The organism is Empedobacter sp. GD03861 (assembly GCF_029840885.1).
Classification (GTDB): Bacteria; Bacteroidota; Bacteroidia; order Flavobacteriales; family Weeksellaceae; genus Empedobacter; species Empedobacter falsenii_B.
Map to the genome: position 1 here is coordinate 16,921 of NZ_JAOCDJ010000021.1, position 22,605 is coordinate 39,525.

Consider the following 22,605-nt stretch of genomic DNA (forward strand, 5'->3'; position numbering starts at 1 on the left):
TTTATGATATAGATTGATAATATAATAATGTATATCTTTATCACAAAAATTTATAGATATCAATTTTTATATATGACATTAGTACAATTACAATATGTGCTGGCAGTGGCTGAGCATAAGAACTTTACAATTGCTGCTGATAAATCCTTTGTAACTCAACCAACATTGAGTATGCAGATTCAGAAATTGGAAAAAGAATTGAATATTGATATTTTCGATAGAACATCGCATCCAATCAAAATCACTCAAATTGGAGAGAAAATTGTTGCGCAAGCAAAAACAATTTTAATGGAAGCTAACCGAATGAAACACTTGGTAAACGAAGAAAAAGGTTTATTAGAAGGTGATTTCATTATTGGTGTTATTCCTACTGTTTTACCTTCTTTGGTACCATTATTTTATAAAACATTTCAGAAAAATAATCCGAAATCAAATCTTATTATCAAAGAATTGCAAACGGATAAAATTATAAAAGGAATAAAAGATGGTTCGTTGGATTTTGGAATTGTGGTTTCGCCACTTTTCGAGGATCAAATTATCGAAAAACCTCTTTATTATGAACCATTGGTGGCTTATGTGCCAAACGGGCATCGCTTATCTGACAAAGATAAAATCAATGAAGATGATCTAAACACTTCTGATTTATTAATCTTGCAAGAAGGACATTGTTTCAGAAATAATGTGTTGGCTTTATGTGATACTTCAAATCTAAAAAATCGTCCGATTAAGTTAGATTCAGGAAGTTTTGAAGCTTTAGTTAAATTAGCAAACGATGGATACGGAATGACTTTGTTGCCTGCTTTGGTTGCAGATGATTTGCCACAAGAATATAAGAAATTTGTCAAAAACTTTGAGTCGCCAGTTCCAACGCGAGAAGTTTCGTTGATTTTTCATCAATCTCAATTAAGAGATTCTTTCGAAAAAGAGTTAATCAATACAATTCAAAGTATTTTGAGAGGAAAAATATTCTTAGAAAAAGATCAAAAATTAGATTCGAATATGGTTTCTTTACCAAAAAAATAAAAACAAAAAACGACTCAAAATTTAATTTTGAGTCGTTTTTTTTATGTCTTTTAATTTCCTTTATGGAACTATTGTAGTAAATAAATACGTGGCAAAAAGTGTTAATAAAACAATTCCTTGCTGAATATTTGTTCGACCAGAATTTAATGATAAATAAACAGTGAACAAGGATAATACTAATAAGATAGATGATTTTGCATCTATTCCTAATGTAACTTCCAATCCTGTGAAATAACAAACAATTGCTACTGCAGGAATTGTTAATCCAATTGAAGCTAATGCAGAACCTAAAGCCAAGTTAAGACTTGTTTGTAAACGGTCTTGTTTTGCTGCTTTATATGCAGCTAAACCTTCTGGTAATAAGATAACTCCGGCAATTATAATTCCCACCAATGATTTTGGAGCGCCTAAATCCATCACAATTGTTTCGATGGTTGGCGATAATTTTTTTGATAACAAAACAACTGCACACAAAGCAACTAATAATAAAACCAAACTCGAAATCGTTGTAAGTAAATTTGGTTTTTCGACATGCAATTCTGATGTTACATTATCTTTGCTACTTTGTGGTAAGAAATAATCACGGTGACGAATGGTTTGGACGGAAATAAATCCGCCATATAAAATCAACGAAATAATTGCTACAAAAATTAATTGACTTGTCGAAAATTCTCCTCCTTTTTCTGAAGTTAAAAAATTAGGTAAAACTAAGGTTAATATAGATATTGCAACTAAAGTAATTAAAGCAGTTGAAACACCTTGTTTGATAAAATTTTGTTCTCTATAGCGAACTCCTCCAGCCAATAAACAGATTCCGATAATTCCGGTAAGAATGATCATTACAGCAGCAAAAACGGTATCTCTAGCCAAAACTGAAGGAAAGCCGGTAGGTTCGGACATCATTAATGAAACAATTAACGAAACTTCGATAACTGTAATGGCTAAGGCCAAAATAATGGTTCCGAAAGGTTCTCCAACTTTATGCGCTACAACTTCTGCGTGATGTACAGCTGATAAAACGGCTGAAATTAAAATGATTCCTAAGACTCCAGAAAACCACATCTGATCTTTAAATCCTTCGGCTATAGTTAGTGAAAATATGGCAAGAATGGGACAGATAATTGTCCAGTAGGGTAAAGCTAAATTGAATTTTTTTGAAAGAAAATTATCTACGTGCATTAATTATGAGGTTTTGGATTTTTACAAATTTAATAAATAATATTGATAATTATTATGCATAATTATCATAAATAATAATAATTATAACATTTAATTATCATAAATAATAATAATTATAACATTTAATTATCATAAATATTAATAGTTATTTCAATAATTGAGTAAAAATAACCTTTTTAACTAATGATTATCATACCTCTACTATCAATAAACGATTAAATTTGCAAAATGTTAAACGTATCTGACGAAAAGTTAAAAAAATGGTTTAGCACATCATGTGTGTGGGAAACGATAAGTTGTACGCTCTTATTTTTGGTCGCAATGCCAATTAAATATCAATTCGATTATGTGTTGCCAATGCCATTTGCCGGTTGTTTTCACGGTTTTTGGTTTACAGCTTACTTGATTTTACTTTTTAGAGTCAGAAGAATATATAAATGGGATGACGAAGACTTTATCATTTATGTGATGTACGCATTTATTCCGTTTGCAACTTTAGCGGTACATAAAGTAATAAAAGAGGATAAAAATAATAGATAAATAAAAAAAAACGGTTTCTTTTTGAAACCGTTTTTTAATACCCATATATTTTACGCCATTTAGCTACAGTATTTCGACTGATTTTAAACTTATCAGCAGTAAAAGTATTGGTGTAATTATTTTTTTGCTGAATTTTTAAAATCTCTAAAACAGAATTCAAATCGTAGGATTTATGCTTTTGATTTTCGGCTGTTTTGTTTGCATTCAGTATTTCTGATACCTTCATGATATCCAAAACATTCATATTCTTTTTTAACAATTTTTTTGTCTGTTCTATTTTTTCAGGGAAATTGCGTTTAATAATGTCTTGATAGATTTTTTGGTAGTTTGGTTTTTCCATAGTGAGTAAGATTTAATTTTGTGGTAGGTATTTTTTTATCCAATTATGAATGGTATTTTTAGGGATATTGTATTCATTTGAAATTTCTTGAATTTTCTTTTTTTCTTCAGTGTATAAATTCAATACAAAATCTATAATCTCTTTTGTATACACACTTTTGCGATAATTTGGTAAAACAGAGCTTTTAGGGGATGTTGAAGTTGCGGCGTTTTTTCCAACAGGAGCAAATAAAATAATGTGCTGCGTATAAATTCTAAAAAAATCATATTCCAACAACTTCGACCATTTTAATAAATCGTCTGTTTGTATGCTTTTACTTAAATATTGAGCATTAATTTCTTTTTCAGAATAAGTTTTGAAGAAGCCCTTGATACGGGATATATCAATTCCAAGTTCGTCGACTCTTTTTTTGATTAAAGAGCCTATGTGAATATCTTTCATAGGTAAGTAGGTTTTGAGTAATTGTAAATATAGTAAATCGAAATCAGTATTCCTATTAATTATCTCAAAAATAGAATGATTTTATGTACAAAAAGATCGTTTCGTTATATAGAATTTATTTTATAAATTTATGCGACTAAATTAAGTATAATGATTATTCAACCAAGAACAAGAGGTTTTATTTGCATTACGACTCACCCTGAGGGAACTGCAAAAAATGTTCACAATCAAATTGAGTACGTAAAATCAAAAAATATTTCAGCCGAAGGACCAAAAAAAGTATTGGTAATTGGAGCTTCGACAGGTTTTGGTCTGTCATCTCGTATTACAGCTGCTTTTGGATATAATGCTGCAACAATAGGTGTTTTCTTCGAAAAACCTGCTGCACCAAGAAAACCGGGGACTGCGGGGTGGTACAACACAGCTGCTTTTGAGAAAGAAGCGCAAGAAGCTGGTTTGTATGCAAAAAGTATTAATGGAGATGCTTTTTCTGATGAGATTAAACAACAAACGATTGATTTAATCAAACAAGATTTAGGTCAAGTAGATTTAGTAGTTTACAGTTTAGCTTCGCCTCGTCGTACACACCCAAAAACAGGTGTTGCGTATTCATCAGTTCTTAAACCAATTGGTGAACCATTTACAAATAAAACAGTAGATTTTCATACAGCAGAAGTTACAGATATTACAATTGATCCGATTGAATCTCAAGAAGAAATTGATAATACAATTGCTGTAATGGGAGGTGAAGATTGGAAATTTTGGATGGAAGATTTGAAAGCTGCTGGTGTTTTAGCTGAAGGTGTAAAAACTGTTGCTTATTCATACATAGGGCCAGAATTGACGCATAGAATCTACAAAGATGGATCGATTGGTATGGCTAAAAACGATTTAGAAAAAACGGTTCCAGTTATCAACGAATTATTGTCAGATTTGAATGGTGTTTCTTACGTTTCTGTAAACAAAGCTTTGGTAACACAGTCTAGTTCTGCTATTCCAGTTGTGCCATTATATATTTCGTTATTGTACAAAGTAATGAAAGCAAAAGGAATTCATGAAGGTACAATCGAGCAAATGCAACGTTTGTTTGCAGAGCGCTTGTATACTGCAAACGGAGAAGTTCCTTTGGACGAAAATGGACGTATTCGTATCGATGATTTAGAAATGCGCGAAGATGTACAAAAAGAAGTAGATGATTTATGGAAAATTGTAACTTCTGAGAACATCAAAGAAATTTCTGATATCAAAGGTTATCATGATGAATTCTTACAATTGTTTGGATTTAGTTTTGATGAAATAGATTATGATGCTGATACAAACGAATTGGTTTCAGTTCCAAGTATTGCAGAATAAGAAGATCATTTCAATAAAATAATACAAAACCTCGAAAATTATTTTCGAGGTTTTTTTGTCTCAATAAAATAAGTAAAAAATAATTTTATTCGTATTTATTTAATTTATTGGATTTAGTTTTATTAAAATATGATTTAATTTTTATGAATAATTTAAAGTTGCGTTTTAATATTAATTTCTAATTATATTATTCGTAAATATTAAGTTTTTCTATAGAAATATATCCAAAAAAAATAAAATTTATTTTTCGAATTTTAAAAATATATCTGAAACACTTTACATTTCGTCAAGTTTTAATACATGTATTTTTATGTCAATTTGGAAAATTAAACCATTAGCGAAGTTAATAGAAGATTCGCAAGAAACGGAAGGTGGTTTAAAAAGATCTCTCTCTTCGGGAGCCTTAGTTGCTTTGGGTATTGGCGCTATCATCGGTGCTGGATTATTTAGTTTAACAGGTATTGCAGCGGCAGATCATGCAGGTCCCGCAGTCACTTTATCGTTTGTTTTAGCCGCAGTTGGTTGTGCTTTTGCAGGACTTTGCTATGCCGAATTTGCTTCAATGATTCCAGTTGCTGGAAGTGCTTATACGTATTCTTACGCAACAATGGGAGAGTTTATTGCTTGGATTATCGGTTGGGATTTGGTGTTAGAATATGCTTTGGCAGCGGCAACTGTAAGTGTGAGTTGGTCGGCTTACGTCGATAAATTTTTGCAAGGAATTAATATTCATTTACCTCAAGAATTGTTGCACGCTCCAGCCGATGGCGGAATGGTTAATTTACCTGCAATCTTTATTGTATGTCTACTTTCTTTAGTGTTAATGAGAGGTACAAAAGAATCTGCAATTATCAACAATATTCTTGTAATTTTAAAAGTAAGTGTCGTAATTGTTTTTATCATTTTGGGTTGGAGTCATATCAATCCAGAAAATCATATTCCATTTATTCCTAAAAATATTCCAGGAACTCAATTCGGAGGAATGCCAGGAATTGCAGCAGGAGCAGCAGTTGTTTTCTTTGCTTTTGTTGGATTTGATGCGGTTTCTACTGCGGCACAAGAAGCTAAAAATCCACAGAAAGGAATGCCGATTGGTATTTTGGGATCGTTGGTTATTTGTACCATTTTGTACGTATTATTTTCGTGGGTAATGACAGGTTTGGTACCATACGAAACCTTTAAGGGGGATGCGTCACCAGCAGCGACAGCATTTGCAGTAACAGGTTATACATTTTTACAAAGTGTATTGATTTTAGCAATTATCGCAGGCTATACATCGGTTATATTAGTGATGTTATTAGGACAAAGTCGCGTATTTTATAGCATGAGTAATGACGGATTGTTACCTTCTTTCTTTTCAGATGTACACAAAAAGTTTCGTACACCTTGGAAAACCAATGTATTCTTTTTAGTCTTTGTGAGCATTTTTGCTGGTTTTGTACCAATCAAAGATTTAGGTCATATGGTAAGTATCGGAACTTTATTTGCCTTTACTTTAGTTTGTATTGGAATTATTGTGATGCGTAAAAAAATGCCAAATGCCGAACGTAAATTTAAAGTTCCATTTGTTCCATTTGTTCCAATTTTGGGAATTATTGTTTGTGTTTATTTAATGACTTCATTAACAATGGAAAGTTGGTGGCGACTTTTAATTTGGTTAGTGATCGGAATTTGTATTTACTTTTTCTACGGAAAACAACATAGTAAGGTTGATGGTTAGAAAATCATCATTTTGAGTTTTTTAGAAATCCTTTGTCTTTTTAGACGAAGGATTTTTTTACAATTGATAAATATAAAAACTCTAGAGATGGTTTGAAATTTTATTACATACTAGAAAAACATGCTTATTATTAAAATTAACTAAATAATTATTTCAAATCTATATGCATAAAAACAATACCTTCGTTGTTCACAAGTAATAAGAATGCATTCAATTTTAATCATAGACGATGAAACAAAAATCAGAACACTCCTAGCTCGAATTCTCGAATTAGAAGGTTTTGAAATACATCAAGCTGAAGATTTAAAATCAGGGCTTAAGAAAATTAAAACACTTACTCCTGAAGTTATTTTATGTGATGTAAAATTACCTGATGGTAATGGTGTTGAGTTTGCAAAAGAAGTCAAAGAAAAATTTCCTTTGATAGAAATTATTCTGCTTACAGCTTACGGAAATATTCCTGACGGCGTTCAAGCCATTAAAAACGGAGCATTTGATTATATTACAAAAGGGGATGATAACAATCGTATTTTACCTTTGTTGTATAGAGCTTTGGATCGTGTGAAATATAATAAAGAGAATGAAATTTCTCAAGAAACAACATCAACAAAATTAGACAGTAATTTATTATTGGGTAAATCTCCAATTTTTGAACAAGCTTTACAATTAGCTCAAAAAGTTGCACCAACGAATGCTACCGTTCTTTTAACTGGAGAAACAGGAACTGGAAAAGAAGTTTTTGCAACAGCTATACATCAATCAAGTTTGAGAAAAAACCAAAATTTTGTTGCAATTAATTGTTCGGCTTTTAGTAAAGACTTATTAGAAAGTGAATTATTTGGTCATAAAGCAGGTGCATTTACAGGCGCAATGAAAGATCAGAAAGGTTTGTTTGAAGAAGCACATTTAGGAACTATTTTTTTAGATGAAATTGGCGAAATGGCCTTGGATTTACAAGCAAAATTGTTGCGAGTTTTAGAATCAGGTGAGTTTATTAAAATCGGCGAAACAAAACCTACAAAAGTTGATGTACGAATTATTGCAGCCACTAACCGAAATTTGGAAAAGGAAATTGCAAACGGAACATTTCGAGAAGATTTATTTTATCGAATTTCTGTGTTTCATATCGAGTTACCTTCTTTACGTGAACGCGTTTCGGATATCGAACTAATCGTGAATCAGTTTATAAAACACTTCAATCAATATTATCAAAAAAATATAAAATCTATTAATCAAGAAGCTTTACTTTTTCTTAAAAAATATTCGTGGCCGGGAAATATTCGTGAATTAAAAAATACGATCGAACGTGCTATTATTTTGTCGGAAAATGAAGAACTTTCTACAAATGATTTTCCTTCATTTATTCAAACAAGCGAAATTGATCAGAACGAAAATTCATTAGAATTAGCTTTAATGGAAAAAAAACATATTCAGAAAGTTTTAAAATTTACAAAAGGTAACAAAACAAAAACGGCAGAATTATTAGGTATTGGCCTAACAACGCTTTATCGAAAAATAGCCGAATATGAACTGAATTAAAATAAAATACTTTATCATAATGAAAATAAACCCTTCCATTTTGGAAGGGTTTTTTATTTGAGTAAAAATCTATAAAAACATAACGTATTGATTTTGTTTTGTCTAATTAATTCTAATTGCTTTGGCATTTTGATTGGCTTATGTAGAGAAATTTAAAAATCTACAAAATGAAAATGAAACAAACGATTTCATTAGATGAAGTCAAAGAACTTAAAAGTAAAGTACTGCAAAACATTTTAGATAATAATCCAGCACGTGTAAAACAGCTATGTTATAGTGTAGGAAAATTGTTTTCAAAAACAAATGATTTGGGTAAAACATACATCAATAATCTGTTTATACTACCCGTTACTTTGATGATTGAAGCGGATTTCAAAAACCGAAAACAATTTTTGAATTTGTTTCCAATGAATTTGAAATCAGAATATGTTAAACAAATTTATCATTCAGGAATATGATAACAATTGTATTACTATTAGCTGGGATTTTATGTTTTGGAGTATTCTTCAAATCCATTGACTTTTTTGATAATATCTAATCCATTCATTATGATTTTCTTATTAATCATCGCCATTGCCTTGTTTGTATACTTGGTATATGTGCTATTAAAACCCGAAAAATTTTAAACTTAATTATTCGTAAAAATGAATTCAGAAATATTTGGCGTTATCGTACAATTTTTAGTTGCGATCGCTCTTTCCATTCCGTTAGGAAATTATATTGCACGTGTTTATCTCAATAAACCAACTTTTTTAGACCGATTAATTTCCCCAATAGAAAAGTTGTTATTCAAAATATCAGGTATCAATTCGGAGGAACAGATGAATTGGAAACAACATTTAAGTGCATTATTAACGATTAACTTGATTTGGTTTATCATTGGATTTATCCTATTAATGACACAAGGTCTGTTGCCTTTTAATCCAGATAAAAATCCAAGTATGAGTCCTGATTTGGCTTTCAATACGATTATTTCGTTTGTAGTGAATTGTAATTTACAACACTATTCAGGAGAAACAGGCGTAAGTTATTTAGCGCAATTATGGCTGATGTTTTTACAATTTGTGAGTGCAGCAACCGGTATGGCAGCAGCAGTTACATTATTTGAAGCCTTTCGACAAAAAACAACGACAACTTTAGGTAATTTTTATACTTATTTCATCAAATCGATTACGCGTATTTTATTGCCATTATGTGTAATTGTATCATCAATCTTAATTTTTCAAGGAACTCCAATGACATTTGAAGGAAAAGATGAAATGATGACTTTAGAAGGAAATAAAGTGGAAGTTTCTCGAGGACCTGCAGCAGCTTTTATAGCCATAAAACATTTAGGAACAAATGGCGGAGGATTCTTTGGTACCAACTCTGCACACCCATTCGAAAATCCAACATATATAAGTAATATGACGGAAATGATTGCACAAATGCTGATTCCGTTGGCGATGTTATTTGCATTTGGCGTTTATACTAATCGCAGAAAATTTGCTTGGATGATGTTTGGTGTCATGACTGTTGGCTTTCTATGTTTAACGATTCCGAATGTTTACATGGAATCGCAAGGAAATCCAATGATTGAAAGACTCGGTATTGATAATTCATTAGGTGCAATGGAAGGTAAAGAAGTTCGAATTGGTTCTGCCGCTTCAGGATTTTGGAGCATCGCAACAACCGTTATTTCTACAGGTTCAGTCAATTCTATGCACGATAGTACAATGCCATTATCTGGGATGAATGAACTGTTAGCTATGATGATCAACAGTGTTTATGGAGGTGTAGGAGTTGGTATTTTAAACTTCTTTGTATTTGTAATTTTAGCGGTATTTATTAGTGGATTGATGGTTGGTAGAACACCTGAAATTTTTGGAAAAAAAATAGAAGCCAAAGAAATGAAAATCGCCATGATGATTACCCTTTTACATCCATTCTTGATTTTAGTAGGAACAGCTTTGGCTGCTGGAATACCAAGTGAAACACTATCAACCTTAAACAACTCCTCGTATCATGGATTTAGTGAAATGTTATATGAATTTACTTCATCTGCTGCAAACAACGGTTCTGGTTTTGAAGGATTAGGAGACAACACTCCATTTTGGAATATTGCAACTGGTTTTGTATTAATTTTAGGACGATTCTTACCTATAATTGGTCCTGTTGCAATTGCTGGATTATTAGCAAAAAAACATTTTGTTCCAGAAGGTTCAGGAACTTTAGCAACCGATACAGCAACTTTTGGAAGTATTGTTTTTGCCATCATCTTAATTGTTGCAGCCTTAGCATTTTTTCCAGCTTTAACCTTAGGTCCCATTGCTGATTATTTTTCAACTCCAAAATTTTAGAAAATGACACGAGAAAATAAAACCAATTTATTTGAAAAAACATTGGTACAAACAGCCTTCAAAGAAGCTTTCATCAAACTAAATCCAGCAACTTTATATAAAAACCCTGTCATGTTTGCTGTAGAAATTGGTACTGCAATTATGTTAGGAGTTTGCTTTTGGATTCTTTTAGGTGAAACATCTCAAGGTAGTTTTGGGTATAATTTTTCAATTTTCATCTTACTTCTTTTTACATTATTATTTGCCAATTTTGCTGAAGCAATTGCTGAAGCAAGAGGAAAAGCTCAAGCTGATAGTTTACGTAAAACGCGAGAAGAAACGCCTGCTAAATTAGAAAATGGTGAAATCATTTCGTCTTCTGCTCTAATCAAAGATATGATTTTCATCTGTGAAGCTGGAGATATAATTCCAACCGATGGTGAAATTATAGAAGGTTTAGCTACAATTGACGAAAGTGCTATTACAGGAGAAAGTGCACCTGTAATTCGTGAAGCTGGAGGCGATAAAAGTTCGGTTACAGGAGGAACAAAAGTTCTTTCGGATCGAATTAAAGTCAAAGTTACGACACAACCAGGAGAAAGTTTTTTAGATAAAATGATTGCATTAGTTGAAGGTGCAAATCGTCAGAAATCTCCAAATGAAATTGCTTTAACCATTTTATTAGCTGCTTTTACATTAGTATTTGTCATTGTTATGGTTACCCTAAAACCTTTCGCTGATTATGCAAATGTTCCCATTACCATTGGCGCTTTAATCTCATTATTTGTATGTTTAATTCCAACCACTATTGGAGGTTTATTATCCGCAATCGGAATTGCTGGAATGGACAGAGCTTTGCGCGCAAATGTCATTACAAAAAGTGGAAAAGCAGTAGAAACAGCAGGCGATATAGATGTTTTATTATTGGATAAAACAGGAACCATTACAATCGGAAATCGTAAAGCAACAGCTTTATATCCTGCAATTGGAATAGAAATGGAAGCTTTAGAAAAAGCAGCAGTGCTTAGTTCGATGAGTGATGAAACACCAGAAGGAAAATCAATTGTAGAATTAGTTCAGATAGATCCATTAAAATACGCAATTCAACATCCTATTTTCATCAATTTTAGCGCAGAAACACGTTGTTCAGGAATTGATTTTGATCAAATCCGTATTCGAAAAGGAGCTCTAGATGCTATCAAAAATTTGGTTGAAAATGCTGGAAATACTTTTCCAAACGAAATTCAAATGAGAGCCAATGAAATTGCTCAAAATGGAGGAACACCTTTAGTTGTTTCTCAAAATGAACAAGTTTTAGGAGTTATCGAATTACAAGACATTATCAAACCTGGAATTCAAGAACGCTTTGCTCGTTTACGTAAAATGGGAATCAAAACGGTTATGGTAACAGGTGATAATCCTATGACTGCAAAATTTATAGCAGAAAAAGCAGGTGTAGATGATTTTATTGCGGAAGCAAAGCCGGAAGATAAAATGAATTACATCAAAAAAGAACAAACCGAAGGTCGTTTGGTTGCGATGATGGGCGATGGTACAAATGACGCTCCTGCTCTAGCGCAAGCTAATGTTGGTGTAGCCATGAACAGTGGTACGCAAGCAGCAAAAGAAGCCGGAAATATGGTGGATTTAGATAATGATCCAACCAAATTAATTGAAGTTGTTGAAATTGGAAAACAATTATTAATGACGCGTGGAACCTTAACAACCTTTAGTATTGCCAACGATGTCGCAAAATATTTTGCCATCATACCCGCTTTATTTATTACAGCAATTCCAGCCTTACAAGGATTGAATATCATGAATTTACATAGTCCCGAAACCGCTATTTTATCAGCTGTTATTTTCAATGCGATCATTATTCCTTTCTTGATTCCATTAGCATTAAAAGGTGTTCCATACAAACCAATTGGAGCAAGTGCACTTTTGAGAAGAAATTTATTGATTTATGGAATTGGAGGAATCATCGTTCCATTTATCGGGATAAAACTAATCGACATCTTTATTTCCATATTTTTTTAATTAATGTAATGAGCTGTTTTGAACAAGTTCAATATTCTATTAATAAAATTCAAAACAGCAATTTTTAAAACTAATACAAAATGAAACAAAATAGTATAAAAGCAATTTTACTAACATTTAGCTTAATGCTCCTTTTAATGGTACTATATCCGTTAGCTATGTGGGGAATTGCTCAACTTTCTCCAAATCAAGGAAAAGGTTTTTTAGTTGCCGATAAAAACAATCAGCACTATTACGAAAATATTGGACAATCGTTTTCAAAAGATCATTATTTCTGGGGGCGACCATCTGCTGTAGATTACAATGCAGCAGGTTCTGGCGCAAGTAACAAAGGATCAAATAATGAAGAATATTTGCAAGAAGTTGAAAAACGCTTAAATGATTTTCTTCAAAAAAATCCAACGGCAAAAAAAGAAGACGTTCCTGTAGATTTAATTACGGCTAGTGGAAGTGGTTTAGATCCTAATATTTCAGTTCAAGGAGCAATTGTGCAAGTTGATCGAATTACAAAAGCACGAGGTTTAGATCCCGAAAAAGTAAAAGAATTGATTGATAACCAAATTGAAAAACCTTTATTAGGAAGTTTAGGTCCTGATAAAATCAATGTCTTAAAACTGAATATCGAATTGGATAAATTATCGAAATAATGAAAAAAATACTTGCTTTTGGTTCTTTTATTTTGGGTTTAAATGTTCAAGCTCAAAACGATTCTATTCAGAAATTAAAACTTTCTGGTTATGCAGAAGTTTATTATACGTACGATTTTAATCAACCAAAAAATAATCAGCTTCCTAATTATTTGTATTCGTTTAATCGACACAATGAGGTGAATTTAAACTTCGGAACAATTCAATTGCAATACACTGATGAACGAATTCGAGGAAATCTTGCTTTAATGGCAGGAACTTATACGCAATCAAACCTTGCTTCAGAACCTGATGGTTTAAGAAATATTTACGAAGCAAATATTGGTGTCAAACTTTCAAAGAATAAAAACTTGTGGCTAGATGCAGGTATTATGCCTTCTCACATTGGATTTGAAAGCGCAATTGGTGCTAATGTAGCAACACTTACACGAAGTATTCAAGCAGAGAATTCACCGTATTTTTCAACTGGTGTTAAGCTGAGTTATATTTCGCCTAATAACAAATGGGCAATGAGTTTGCATTATTTAAATGGTTGGCAACGTATCAAGCGTCTTGATGGTAATTCAACACCAGCTTTTGGACATCAAATTACTTACACACCAAATGAAAAATTTTCGATCAACAGCAGCTCGTTTATTGGTAGCGATACTCCTGATTCTTTGCGTCAAATGCGTTATTTCCATCATCTTTATGCTGTTTTTAAACCTATTAAAAAGCTTTCAATAACCGCAGGTTTTGATATTGGTGCACAACAAAAATCGAAAGGATCAGACAGTTATAATATTTGGTACAGTCCTATTTTAGTTGGGCAATATACATTCAATGAAAAATGGTCTGCAACTGCACGTGCCGAATATTATGCTGATGAGAAAGGTGTAATAATCTCAACTGATTCACAGAATGGTTTCAAAACAGTTGGCTTTTCTTTGAATTTAGATCATTATTTTACAAATAATTTGATGTGGAGAACAGAAATTAGAAATTTTTCGAGTAAAGATGATATCTATTTTCGAAATGATAAAAATGTATCAAATGAAACATTTTTCACAACTTCCTTAGCATTAAAATTATAAATGGAGAAAGAAACACAACATACAGCAGAAGACTTTCTTGCCTTGATTCGGAAATCGAAACGAGGCAAGTTTAAGGTATATATTGGAATGTGCGCTGGCGTTGGAAAATCGTATCGTATGTTGCAAGAAGCACACGAATTGCAAAAAAATAAGATCGATGTAAAAATTGGATATATCGAAACCCATAAACGTGTCGAAACAGAAAATCTTGTTATAGGATTAACGATAATTCCACGAAAAATAATTTACTACAAAGGTAAATCTGTCGAAGAAATGGATTTGGAAGAAATTTTAAGACAAAGACCCGAAATTGTTATTGTGGATGAATTGGCACATTCTAATGTTTTTGGAAGCAAACATGCAAAACGTTGGCAAGATGTTATTGAAATTTTAGATGCTGGTATCAATGTTATTTCTGCTGTAAATATTCAACATTTAGAAAGTTTGAATAATAGTATTTCTGAAATTACAACAATTGACGTTTCGGAAAGAATTCCTGATATAATTTTGGAACAAGCAGATGAAATTGTAAATATAGATTTAACAGCTGATGATTTAATTGAACGATTAAAAACAGGAAAAATTTACCCGAAAGATAAAATTCAAACGGCTTTAAACAACTTTTTTATTCCTTCAAATATTTTACAATTACGTGAATTGGCTTTAAAAGAAGTTGCTTCTCATGTAGAAAAAAAGGTTGAAACCGAATATGTATCATCTGTTTATGCAAAACCGTCGCGTTTTTTGGCATGCATTAGTAGCAATGATAAAAATGCCAAAACTGTTATTCGAAAAACCGCTCGTTTGGCTGGATATTATAATTCACGTTGGTTTGTATTGTACGTAGAAACGCCAAAAGAACATCCTAATAAAATTGCCTTGGACAAACAACGACATCTCATCAATAATTTAAAATTAGCTACAGAATTAGGTGCTGAAATTGTTAAGGTAAAGAATCAACGGGTTTCTACAGCTATCATTCAACAAATTGAATTGCGAAATATTACCACTGTTTGTTTGGGAAAACCAAAGTTAAATTTAATCCAGATTATTTTGGCTACGAATGTATTTAATCAATTACTAAAAAAACTATCTTCGTTACATGTTGATGTGATTATTTTATCAAAATGAGAATTAAAACTAAACTTCGCTTAGGATTAGGCTTGCTGTTTTTATTGATTGTATTATTGGCAGCTATAGCAACTAGGTCTATTTATTCATTGAAAAATGATACACAAAATATTTTGCATGATAATTACAACTCGTTGATTTATGCAAAAAGTATGATGCGAAATTTAAATGATGCGGAAAACTTTAATTCCAAATCGTTTGAAAAGCAATTAGCAAATCAAGAATTAAACGCAACAGAACAAGGTGAAAAAGAATTGAATCAACAGATTCGAGATAAATTTGATGCTTATAAAGAAGGAAATCATTCTCCAGAACTATTAAAAGATGTTAGAATTTCGCTTTTAGAAATGATGGAAATGAATATGCAAGCCATAGAAATTAAAAGTGAATTTGCTGAAAAGACCGCTAATCAAGCCATTTTATTAATCATTTTCACAGGTATCGCATGTATTTTTATAGCCTTTAATTCTTTGATTAAAATTCCGTCTAATATTGCAAATCCTATTCAGAAATTAACGAATAGTATCAAGGAAATTGCTTCAAATAATTACAAAGAGCGTGTCTATTTAGACAAAAAAGATGAGTTTGGCGATTTAGCGCAATCTTTTAACACCATGGCTTCTAAATTAGAAGAATACAACGAAAGTCATTTAGCAACTATTCTTAAACAAAAAACAAGAATGGAAACGCTGATTAATAATATGCACGATGTTGTAATTGGTTTGGATGAACAAATGCAAGTAATTTTCGCGAATAATGAAGCTGTAAAAGTAACAGGATTATCTGCTAAACAAATGGTAAATAAGGCAGGTAAAGATTTGGCTTTGCACAATGATTTGATTCGATTGTTATTGCAAAATATCGAAACAGAAATTATAAAAGACGAAAAACCTTTGCAAATTGTAGTGGATGAAAAAGAACAATTTTTTACCAAAGAAATTTTTCACATCGAAATAATTCCAACAGGAGAAACGATAAAACAAGTTGTTGGGCATGTGATTATTCTTAGAAACATTACCGAATTTAAAGAACTAGATGCAGCCAAAACACGATTTATTGCTACAGTTTCGCATGAATTTAAAACGCCTATTTCATCTATGGAAATGAGTTTGCAATTGCTTCGAAATAAGCAAATAGGAACATTAAACGAAGAACAAAATGATTTGGTAACTAGTATTGACGATGATGTACATCGTTTATTGCGAATAACAAAAGAATTACTCAACTTAACACAGATAGAAAGTGGTACAATTCAAATGAATAAAACAGAAGTTTTCCCTATCGAAATTGTAGAAAATGCAGTTAAAGCCAACCAAACTTTAGCTGAACAAAAGCATTTAATCATAGAAACGAATATTCCAAATCATTTAGAATCTATAAAAGTTGATCTTGAAAAAACGGCTTGGGTTTTATCAAATCTAATCTCAAATGCAATACATTATTCTCACGAAAATGCTCGAATTTGGATTACTATTGAACAAACAACAACCGAAACATCTTTCAAAGTTAAAGACGAAGGAATTGGAATTCCAACCGAATTTTTACCCAAAGTTTTCGACCGCTATTTTCGTGTACCAGGCACTCACAAAGAAGGTACAGGTTTGGGCTTGGCTATTAGCAAAGAATTTATCGAAGCTCAAAAAGGAACACTAGATGTATTTAGCGAATATGGCGTTGGAAGCGAATTCGTGATGAGGTTATCACAAAAAGAATATTCATAAAATCTATTCTTTGAGTTATAAAAACAAAAAAGCTTGAACCAGTGTTCAAGCTTTTCGCGGAGAGTGAGGGATTCGAACCCCCGGAGGTGTGACCCTCAACAGTTTTCAAGACTGCCGCATTCGACCACTCTGCCAACTCTCCAATAACGCAGTTTATTGCGGTATTGCGAGTGCAAATATAGAACGCTTTTTCGTTTTTCCAAACTCTGAAAACAATTATTTTTAAAATAATTTTTAACAAAATGATTCTCAATAGAATATTTTTTATTATTTTTTTTTAAAAGAGTCATTTATATCTTTGTCTAAATTAATTATAGTCATGATTAGAAGAATTGAAGAAGTTGATTTTCCGAGATTGAGAGAGATTTGGGAAAGTGCAGTACTAAACACACACGATTTTTTAGCAAAAGAAGATTTCGAATATTATAAAGAAAATTTACCAAATTATTTTCCGCATGTAACTTTGTTTGGTTACGAGATAGAAAATCAATTGGTAGGATTTGTCGGTGTCGCAGAACAAAATCTCGAAATGTTATTTATTCACAATGATTTTCGACGAAAAGGAGTAGGGAAGGCGTTGTTGGATTTTTCTATTCAAGAATTGCATGTAAAATCTGTCGATGTGAATGAACAAAATCAGCAAGCAATTGATTTTTATTTAAGTCAAGGTTTTAAGGTTATTTCTCGTTCTGAAAAAGATGGTGAAGGAAAAGCTTATCCTATTTTGCATTTGAGTTTATAATTTCGGGAGAGTAGCTTAACTTTGCAAATCATTTTTTAGCCATGCATTCATCAACAGAATTATCATCAACTCAAAAAAATCGCATTCGTTTAGCTGTTTCGCTTTTCTTTTTTTCGCAAGGTTTAGCCTTTTCTTCATGGGCAAGTCGTATTCCGACAATCAAATCAGATTTAGGAATTTCAGAAGGACAATTAGGAACTTTGTTGTTGATAATGCCGATTGGTCAATTGTGTACAATGGCACTTTCCGGAAAATTAGTAGCGAAATTTGGAAGCAAAAATGTCTTACGAATAGTTGTTTTAATTTATCCTTTGATCCTTTGTTGTATTGGTTTGGCTCAAAATTTTTATCAATTAGGTGCTGTCTTATTTTTCTTTGGAGTAATCGGAAACATGTGCAATATTTCGGTGAATACGCAAGGCGTTGAGGTTGAGAAAATATATGGAAAATCGATTATGTCATCTTTTCATGGAGCGTGGAGTATTGCGGGTTTTACTGGTGCTTTGATTGGATTATTGATGATGAATTTGCATGTGAATACATTTTATCATTTTGTGATTATTTATGGCCTAATCATTTTGAGTTGGTTCATTAATAAAAAATATTTAGTCGATTCTACGCCAGCTCCAGCAAAGGAAAAGAAATCTATTTTCTCTAAACCAGATACAGTTTTGGTTCAATTGGGAATTATTGGATTTTTGAGCATGGCAACAGAAGGAGCTATGTTCGATTGGAGTGGTGTTTATTTCCAAGATATTGTAAAAGCACCGCAGAATTTAGTTGTCGTTGGTTATGCTTCGTTTATGGTGATGATGGCGACAGGACGTTTCGTAGGCGATTATTTTATCAGCAAATACGGAAAACAACGCATCATGCAAATTAGTGGAATTTTGATGTTTTCTGGTTTGATGCTTTCGGTATTTTTTCCTCAATTTATTGTGTGTACAATTGCATTTATGATGGTTGGATTGGGCGTTGCGTGTAATGTGCCAACGGTTTATAGTGTAGCAGGAAAAAACAAAAATGTAAATCCAGGCGTTGCATTGGCAATGGTTTCGAGTATCTCTTTTTTAGGATTTTTGATGGGACCACCGCTGATTGGTTATATTGCTGAAGCTTTTGATTTGAGATATTCTTATGCGTTATTTGCTTGCTTTGGATTGATTATGGTTTTTATGGTTGGTAGAATGAAAATTTTCAAGACGGAGTAAATTCAGAAGTAGTATATTTTTGAATTAAGTATGGTTTATGAATTTTTAAGTAAAAAATAATTCCGATAAAATAGCAGACAACATCCAATATATCTGCTGTGTAATTTGAAGAAAATTTTGGCATAAGAAATTCTAACAAAAAACTGAGAACGAACGCTGTAATGACCAAATAACTTGTAGGGTAAATATATAATTGATTGTTGTATTTTACTTTCGAAATGATATAACTTCCCAAATGTGTCATTGCAGGAACGGCAAAAATATCTGTCAAATAATGGTTGAGATACTCAATTTCTATGGAATAAATTCGTGTAAGTTTGATGAAAATCCAACTCAGAATATAGAAACTAAAATAAGTATCAAATAGTTTCATTTTTTAGACCACAACAAGAATTATTAACACACAAAAAGCTCCAAGAATCATCAAAAATAGGAAGAAAGCATCGTCTATTAATTTTTGAGAGGTACTTCGTTTGTCTTTTTTTTCTTCCATATACTAACTTTGAGGCAAAAGTATTTAATTCATTTCGAATTGCATAAGACGAATGTCATTGTAAAGTTTTTAAAATTGGATAGATTATATCTTCAAAATATTTTCATAACTTTAAAAAAGTAAATGATTGATAATGAAACCACTTTTATTCTTTCTTTTTCCAATTGCTCTTTTTGCGCAAGAAGTTGCTCAGAATGATAATTTAAAAAATAAATTGTTGATGAATTTTGCTCAACAATCTGGATATTTTGATTTTAAATATTCACAAGATTTATCACTTGAAAAGAACAATGAATTGATGCAAGATTATATCAAAAATTATACAAATCAACAACAAGATGTTTCTCCTTTAAAGCCAGTTGAGAAATGAATTCCTTACGAATATGATGATTCAAAAACATACGGACAAAACTTATTTAGAAGTACTGTACACGAATTGTTTTTTAGTAAACCACTGAAATTAGGTAAATAAAAAAAGCCCAATCCTTGAATTGAGCTTTAAAATACTATAAAAATATATAAAAATTCTGAGCTTAGAATTTTATATCCTCTGTTGTTGCGATTAAATCTTGAATTGTTTCGCGACGACGAATTAAATAATCTTTGTCGTCAATTAACAAGACTTCCGCAGGTTTGAAACGCGAATTGTAATTCGAAGCCATCGAGAAACAATATGCTCCTGCATTGTGGAAACACAACACATCTCCTTCGCTAATTTCATTTATTTTACGATTCGATCCAAACGTATCTGTTTCACAAATATATCCCACAACTGTGTAATAACGGCTACGACCTTCTGGATTTGAAATATTTTCAATTTCGTGATGAGCACTATAAAACATTGGACGAATTAAATGGTTGAAACCTGTATCAATTCCAGCAAAAACAGTAGAAGTTGTTTGTTTCACAACATTTACAGTTGCTAAGAAAGATCCTGCTTCAGAAACCATATATTTTCCTGGCTCGAACATTAATGTCAAAGGTTTTCCGTACGCTTTTTCGAACTCGTTGAAACGAGCTGATAAACGTTCTCCTAAATATTCAATATCTGTTTCGTCTGCGCCTGGATAGTAAGGAACTTTAAATCCTGATCCAAAATCGATGTAAGATAAATTCTTGAATTCTGCTGCAACTTCAAATAAAATTTCAGCACCTTGCAAGAAAACATCAATATCCAAAATATCAGAACCTGTGTGCATGTGAACACCATCCAAATGTAAACCTGTATTTTCTACAACACGTTTGATATGTGGTAATTGGTGAATAGAAATTCCGAATTTTGAATCAATATGTCCAACCGAAATATTTGCATTTCCACCTGCCATAATATGTGGATTAATACGCACACAAACTGGATATTTAGGAAAATCTTGACCAAATGTTTCTAAAACAGAAAGGTTATCGATATTGATGCGAACACCTAAATCAATTGCTTTTTTAATTTCAGCATACGAAACACCATTTGGCGTATAAATGATTTCTTTAGGCTTGAAACCCGCCATTAATCCCAATTCTACTTCTTGAATAGAAACCGTATCCAATCCTGAACCAAGTGATTTGAAATACTTTAAAAGATTAAGATTTGTGTTCGCCTTACATGCATAATTTAACTTTAAACGTTTGACTGTAGAAAATGCATTTGTCATCTTTTCATATTGCGATCTAATTTTGTTCGCATCATATACATACAAGGGCGCACCATATTTTTGCACCAATTCCAATAGACGTTCTCTATTCAGTTCCATTTTGTTTATTTTTTTGTTTAAAGTTAAATTTCAGTTGCCAAAATTACGGAATACAAATGGTTTTCTGAAGATAATTCAGAATAAACTTATTATAAATCAATAATTTCGAATATTGTTTAAAGATTTAAAAAATATTTCGAATATTATTCGGTAATAAATGTTTTAATCCCTCCACCATTCTTTGAAGTGAAAGACAGAATCGTTCAAATTTAGTGGTTCACCAATCATAGGCGTCAAAATATCGAGCTTATTTTGCTTACCATTCTCTATAATTTTTTCCAAAGGTTCGTCCCAAGCATGTTTTGCCAAAGCAAATTTTGCAGCATGTACAGGAATAATATGTTTAGCTTTTAAATCGGTAATGATCGCAGGTAAATCTGTTGGTAAAGCATGAATGTATTTCCAAGCATCGTTGTATTGTCCATTTTCTAGAATCGCAAAATCAAACGGACCATATTTTTCTCCAATTTCTTTGAAATGCGTATCATAACCGCTATCACCACCTAAAAATATTTTTTGCGTAGGTGTTTCCAATACATAAGAAGTCCAAAGTGTTGTATTTCGTTTAAATTTTCTACCAGAAAAATGACGAGCTGGTGTAAAAGTAATTTTTAAGTTATTTTTTAATGAAACGCTTGTGTTCCATTCTTCTTCGATTAATTGTTCTGGTAGATAATTCCACTTCTCGAAATGTGCGCCAACTCCAAGCGGAAGAATCACTTTCTCCACTTTTGGACGTAATTCTTTCACTGTTTCATAATCCAAGTGATCGTAATGATCGTGTGAAATAACCAAATAATCAATCTTTGGGAAATCTTTTGCGTGATACGTATTTGCTCCTTTAAATGCTTTATTGAAAATTGGTAAAGGCGAACCGTAATCACTAAAAACAGGATCGATTAGGAAATTAACACCATCCAATTGAATATAATAAGACGAATGTCCCAACCAAATAAATACATTTTCAGATTTATCAATAGATTTGATATCCGTCTGAATATGCGGAATAGAATCTTTCGGATTGAGTTTTGGATTTTTAGCACCAAAGAAAAAATCCCACATCACTTTTTTGGTATCAAAACCTTCTGCAAATGCAGGTGTGTGATGAATATTTTGAAATTGTCCATTTTTATACAACTTTGATTGTTTCATTCGTTCCAATCGTTTTCCAGTTGCATCAGCACCAAAAGTATCCATTTGTAGAATAGCGAAAGTTGCAATTACAAGAATTACAATCAAACTTAATAGGAAGTAAAGCATTCGTTTAAAAACTTTTCGTTTATTGATTTTTTTCATTAATGATCAAATGTATAAAATTCTTGGATTGCTTTTGAAATAATATATCTTAA

At 31.9% G+C, this 22,605-nt stretch carries 21 protein-coding genes and 1 tRNA gene; 15 read left to right on the forward strand and 7 right to left on the reverse strand.

Annotation, left to right across the window (positions count from 1 at the left end):
* The first annotated feature begins 72 nt into the window (after positions 1 to 72).
* On the forward strand, positions 73 to 1,023 hold the full coding sequence (locus N5D03_RS10240) for a LysR substrate-binding domain-containing protein (protein ID WP_038333906.1): 951 nt from the start codon (positions 73 to 75) through the stop codon (positions 1,021 to 1,023).
* A 60-nt stretch (positions 1,024 to 1,083) separates the two neighbouring features.
* On the opposite strand, the gene N5D03_RS10245 is transcribed toward N5D03_RS10240, so the two are convergent.
* The gene (locus tag N5D03_RS10245) at positions 1,084 to 2,202 is read right to left on the reverse strand and encodes an ionic transporter y4hA (RefSeq protein WP_038333912.1); all 1,119 of its coding nucleotides are present in this window, start codon (positions 2,200 to 2,202) and stop codon (positions 1,084 to 1,086) included.
* A gap of 228 nt (positions 2,203 to 2,430) precedes the next feature.
* Between N5D03_RS10245 and N5D03_RS10250 the strand changes: the two genes are divergently transcribed.
* Positions 2,431 to 2,742: a DUF3817 domain-containing protein gene (locus tag N5D03_RS10250; RefSeq protein ID WP_038333915.1), complete on the forward strand. Its 312-nt coding sequence runs from the start codon at positions 2,431 to 2,433 to the stop codon at positions 2,740 to 2,742.
* Positions 2,743 to 2,776: 34 nt separating this feature from the next.
* Here the strand turns inward: N5D03_RS10250 and N5D03_RS10255 are convergent, their stop codons facing one another.
* Both N5D03_RS10255 and N5D03_RS10260 read right to left on the reverse strand, forming a co-directional pair.
* On the reverse strand, positions 2,777 to 3,082 hold the full coding sequence (locus N5D03_RS10255) for a hypothetical protein (protein ID WP_038333921.1): 306 nt from the start codon (positions 3,080 to 3,082) through the stop codon (positions 2,777 to 2,779).
* Positions 3,083 to 3,094: 12 nt separating this feature from the next.
* Complete coding sequence (locus N5D03_RS10260; protein ID WP_038333926.1) at positions 3,095 to 3,523, reverse strand: transposase; 429 nt, start codon at positions 3,521 to 3,523, stop codon at positions 3,095 to 3,097.
* Positions 3,524 to 3,673: 150 nt separating this feature from the next.
* Here N5D03_RS10260 and fabV point away from each other — a divergent pair, with 150 nt between their 5' ends.
* The 10 genes from fabV (at position 3,674) to N5D03_RS10310 (ending at position 17,065) form a co-directional block, all read left to right on the forward strand.
* Positions 3,674 to 4,876 carry an enoyl-ACP reductase FabV gene (fabV, locus tag N5D03_RS10265; RefSeq protein ID WP_180906024.1) on the forward strand — a complete coding sequence of 401 codons (1,203 nt, stop codon included), beginning with the start codon at positions 3,674 to 3,676 and terminating at the stop codon, positions 4,874 to 4,876.
* Positions 4,877 to 5,186: 310 nt separating this feature from the next.
* Positions 5,187 to 6,596, forward strand: coding sequence for an amino acid permease (locus N5D03_RS10270; protein WP_038333935.1), 1,410 nt, complete (start codon positions 5,187 to 5,189; stop codon positions 6,594 to 6,596).
* A gap of 204 nt (positions 6,597 to 6,800) precedes the next feature.
* Positions 6,801 to 8,135, forward strand: coding sequence for a sigma-54 dependent transcriptional regulator (locus N5D03_RS10275; RefSeq protein WP_280051568.1), 1,335 nt, complete (start codon positions 6,801 to 6,803; stop codon positions 8,133 to 8,135).
* A gap of 167 nt (positions 8,136 to 8,302) precedes the next feature.
* Positions 8,303 to 8,593 (forward strand): hypothetical protein, encoded by a 291-nt coding sequence (locus tag N5D03_RS10280; protein ID WP_114999274.1) that lies wholly within the window; start codon positions 8,303 to 8,305, stop codon positions 8,591 to 8,593.
* A 186-nt stretch (positions 8,594 to 8,779) separates the two neighbouring features.
* Positions 8,780 to 10,474, forward strand: a complete 1,695-nt coding sequence (gene kdpA / locus N5D03_RS10285) for a potassium-transporting ATPase subunit KdpA (RefSeq protein WP_114999277.1) — start codon at positions 8,780 to 8,782, stop codon at positions 10,472 to 10,474.
* A gap of 3 nt (positions 10,475 to 10,477) precedes the next feature.
* Positions 10,478 to 12,493 carry a potassium-transporting ATPase subunit KdpB gene (gene kdpB, locus N5D03_RS10290; protein WP_280051570.1) on the forward strand — a complete coding sequence of 672 codons (2,016 nt, stop codon included), beginning with the start codon at positions 10,478 to 10,480 and terminating at the stop codon, positions 12,491 to 12,493.
* A gap of 80 nt (positions 12,494 to 12,573) precedes the next feature.
* The gene (kdpC, locus tag N5D03_RS10295) at positions 12,574 to 13,140 is read left to right on the forward strand and encodes a potassium-transporting ATPase subunit KdpC (RefSeq protein WP_280051572.1); all 567 of its coding nucleotides are present in this window, start codon (positions 12,574 to 12,576) and stop codon (positions 13,138 to 13,140) included.
* A complete protein-coding gene (locus N5D03_RS10300; RefSeq protein WP_280051574.1) occupies positions 13,140 to 14,213 on the forward strand; it encodes a porin in 1,074 nt (357 codons plus the stop codon). Before kdpC ends, N5D03_RS10300 begins: the two co-directional genes overlap by 1 nt.
* On the forward strand, positions 14,214 to 15,344 hold the full coding sequence (locus N5D03_RS10305) for a sensor protein KdpD (RefSeq protein ID WP_280051576.1): 1,131 nt from the start codon (positions 14,214 to 14,216) through the stop codon (positions 15,342 to 15,344).
* Positions 15,341 to 17,065 (forward strand): ATP-binding protein, encoded by a 1,725-nt coding sequence (locus N5D03_RS10310; protein ID WP_280051577.1) that lies wholly within the window; start codon positions 15,341 to 15,343, stop codon positions 17,063 to 17,065. The genes N5D03_RS10305 and N5D03_RS10310 overlap by 4 nt, the downstream gene beginning before the upstream one ends.
* Before the next feature lie 57 nt (positions 17,066 to 17,122).
* Here the strand turns inward: N5D03_RS10310 and N5D03_RS10315 are convergent.
* Positions 17,123 to 17,207 (reverse strand) — tRNA-Ser (locus tag N5D03_RS10315).
* A 177-nt stretch (positions 17,208 to 17,384) separates the two neighbouring features.
* On the opposite strand from N5D03_RS10315, the gene N5D03_RS10320 reads away from it, so the two are divergent.
* A complete protein-coding gene (locus tag N5D03_RS10320; RefSeq protein ID WP_114999301.1) occupies positions 17,385 to 17,807 on the forward strand; it encodes a GNAT family N-acetyltransferase in 423 nt (140 codons plus the stop codon).
* A gap of 41 nt (positions 17,808 to 17,848) precedes the next feature.
* Complete coding sequence (locus N5D03_RS10325; RefSeq protein ID WP_280051579.1) at positions 17,849 to 19,018, forward strand: MFS transporter; 1,170 nt, start codon at positions 17,849 to 17,851, stop codon at positions 19,016 to 19,018.
* On the opposite strand, the gene N5D03_RS10330 is transcribed toward N5D03_RS10325, so the two are convergent.
* Positions 19,005 to 19,391 carry a hypothetical protein gene (locus N5D03_RS10330; RefSeq protein WP_280035950.1) on the reverse strand — a complete coding sequence of 129 codons (387 nt, stop codon included), beginning with the start codon at positions 19,389 to 19,391 and terminating at the stop codon, positions 19,005 to 19,007. The two genes, N5D03_RS10325 and N5D03_RS10330, sit on opposite strands and share 14 nt — an antisense overlap.
* A 253-nt stretch (positions 19,392 to 19,644) precedes the next feature.
* Between N5D03_RS10330 and N5D03_RS10335 the strand changes: the two genes are divergently transcribed.
* A complete protein-coding gene (locus N5D03_RS10335) occupies positions 19,645 to 19,881 on the forward strand; it encodes a hypothetical protein (RefSeq protein WP_219034542.1) in 237 nt (78 codons plus the stop codon).
* A 163-nt stretch (positions 19,882 to 20,044) separates the two neighbouring features.
* Here the strand turns inward: N5D03_RS10335 and lysA are convergent, their stop codons facing one another.
* Both lysA and N5D03_RS10345 read right to left on the reverse strand, forming a co-directional pair.
* Complete coding sequence (lysA, locus tag N5D03_RS10340; protein WP_180906035.1) at positions 20,045 to 21,256, reverse strand: diaminopimelate decarboxylase; 1,212 nt, start codon at positions 21,254 to 21,256, stop codon at positions 20,045 to 20,047.
* 162 nt (positions 21,257 to 21,418) lie between these two features.
* A complete protein-coding gene (locus N5D03_RS10345) occupies positions 21,419 to 22,552 on the reverse strand; it encodes an MBL fold metallo-hydrolase (protein WP_180906036.1) in 1,134 nt (377 codons plus the stop codon).
* Positions 22,553 to 22,605: the final 53 nt, after the last annotated feature.

Coding starts and splice junctions, on each gene's coding strand:
- N5D03_RS10240 (WP_038333906.1), top strand. CDS start 73: ATGACATTAGTACAATTACAATATGTGCTGGCAGTGGCTGAGCATAAG.
- N5D03_RS10245 (WP_038333912.1), bottom strand. CDS start 2,202: ATGCACGTAGATAATTTTCTTTCAAAAAAATTCAATTTAGCTTTACCC.
- N5D03_RS10250 (WP_038333915.1), top strand. CDS start 2,431: ATGTTAAACGTATCTGACGAAAAGTTAAAAAAATGGTTTAGCACATCA.
- N5D03_RS10255 (WP_038333921.1), bottom strand. CDS start 3,082: ATGGAAAAACCAAACTACCAAAAAATCTATCAAGACATTATTAAACGC.
- N5D03_RS10260 (WP_038333926.1), bottom strand. CDS start 3,523: ATGAAAGATATTCACATAGGCTCTTTAATCAAAAAAAGAGTCGACGAA.
- fabV (WP_180906024.1), top strand. CDS start 3,674: ATGATTATTCAACCAAGAACAAGAGGTTTTATTTGCATTACGACTCAC.
- N5D03_RS10270 (WP_038333935.1), top strand. CDS start 5,187: ATGTCAATTTGGAAAATTAAACCATTAGCGAAGTTAATAGAAGATTCG.
- N5D03_RS10275 (WP_280051568.1), top strand. CDS start 6,801: ATGCATTCAATTTTAATCATAGACGATGAAACAAAAATCAGAACACTC.
- N5D03_RS10280 (WP_114999274.1), top strand. CDS start 8,303: ATGAAAATGAAACAAACGATTTCATTAGATGAAGTCAAAGAACTTAAA.
- kdpA (WP_114999277.1), top strand. CDS start 8,780: ATGAATTCAGAAATATTTGGCGTTATCGTACAATTTTTAGTTGCGATC.
- kdpB (WP_280051570.1), top strand. CDS start 10,478: ATGACACGAGAAAATAAAACCAATTTATTTGAAAAAACATTGGTACAA.
- kdpC (WP_280051572.1), top strand. CDS start 12,574: ATGAAACAAAATAGTATAAAAGCAATTTTACTAACATTTAGCTTAATG.
- N5D03_RS10300 (WP_280051574.1), top strand. CDS start 13,140: ATGAAAAAAATACTTGCTTTTGGTTCTTTTATTTTGGGTTTAAATGTT.
- N5D03_RS10305 (WP_280051576.1), top strand. CDS start 14,214: ATGGAGAAAGAAACACAACATACAGCAGAAGACTTTCTTGCCTTGATT.
- N5D03_RS10310 (WP_280051577.1), top strand. CDS start 15,341: ATGAGAATTAAAACTAAACTTCGCTTAGGATTAGGCTTGCTGTTTTTA.
- N5D03_RS10320 (WP_114999301.1), top strand. CDS start 17,385: ATGATTAGAAGAATTGAAGAAGTTGATTTTCCGAGATTGAGAGAGATT.
- N5D03_RS10325 (WP_280051579.1), top strand. CDS start 17,849: ATGCATTCATCAACAGAATTATCATCAACTCAAAAAAATCGCATTCGT.
- N5D03_RS10330 (WP_280035950.1), bottom strand. CDS start 19,391: ATGAAACTATTTGATACTTATTTTAGTTTCTATATTCTGAGTTGGATT.
- N5D03_RS10335 (WP_219034542.1), top strand. CDS start 19,645: ATGAAACCACTTTTATTCTTTCTTTTTCCAATTGCTCTTTTTGCGCAA.
- lysA (WP_180906035.1), bottom strand. CDS start 21,256: ATGGAACTGAATAGAGAACGTCTATTGGAATTGGTGCAAAAATATGGT.
- N5D03_RS10345 (WP_180906036.1), bottom strand. CDS start 22,552: ATGAAAAAAATCAATAAACGAAAAGTTTTTAAACGAATGCTTTACTTC.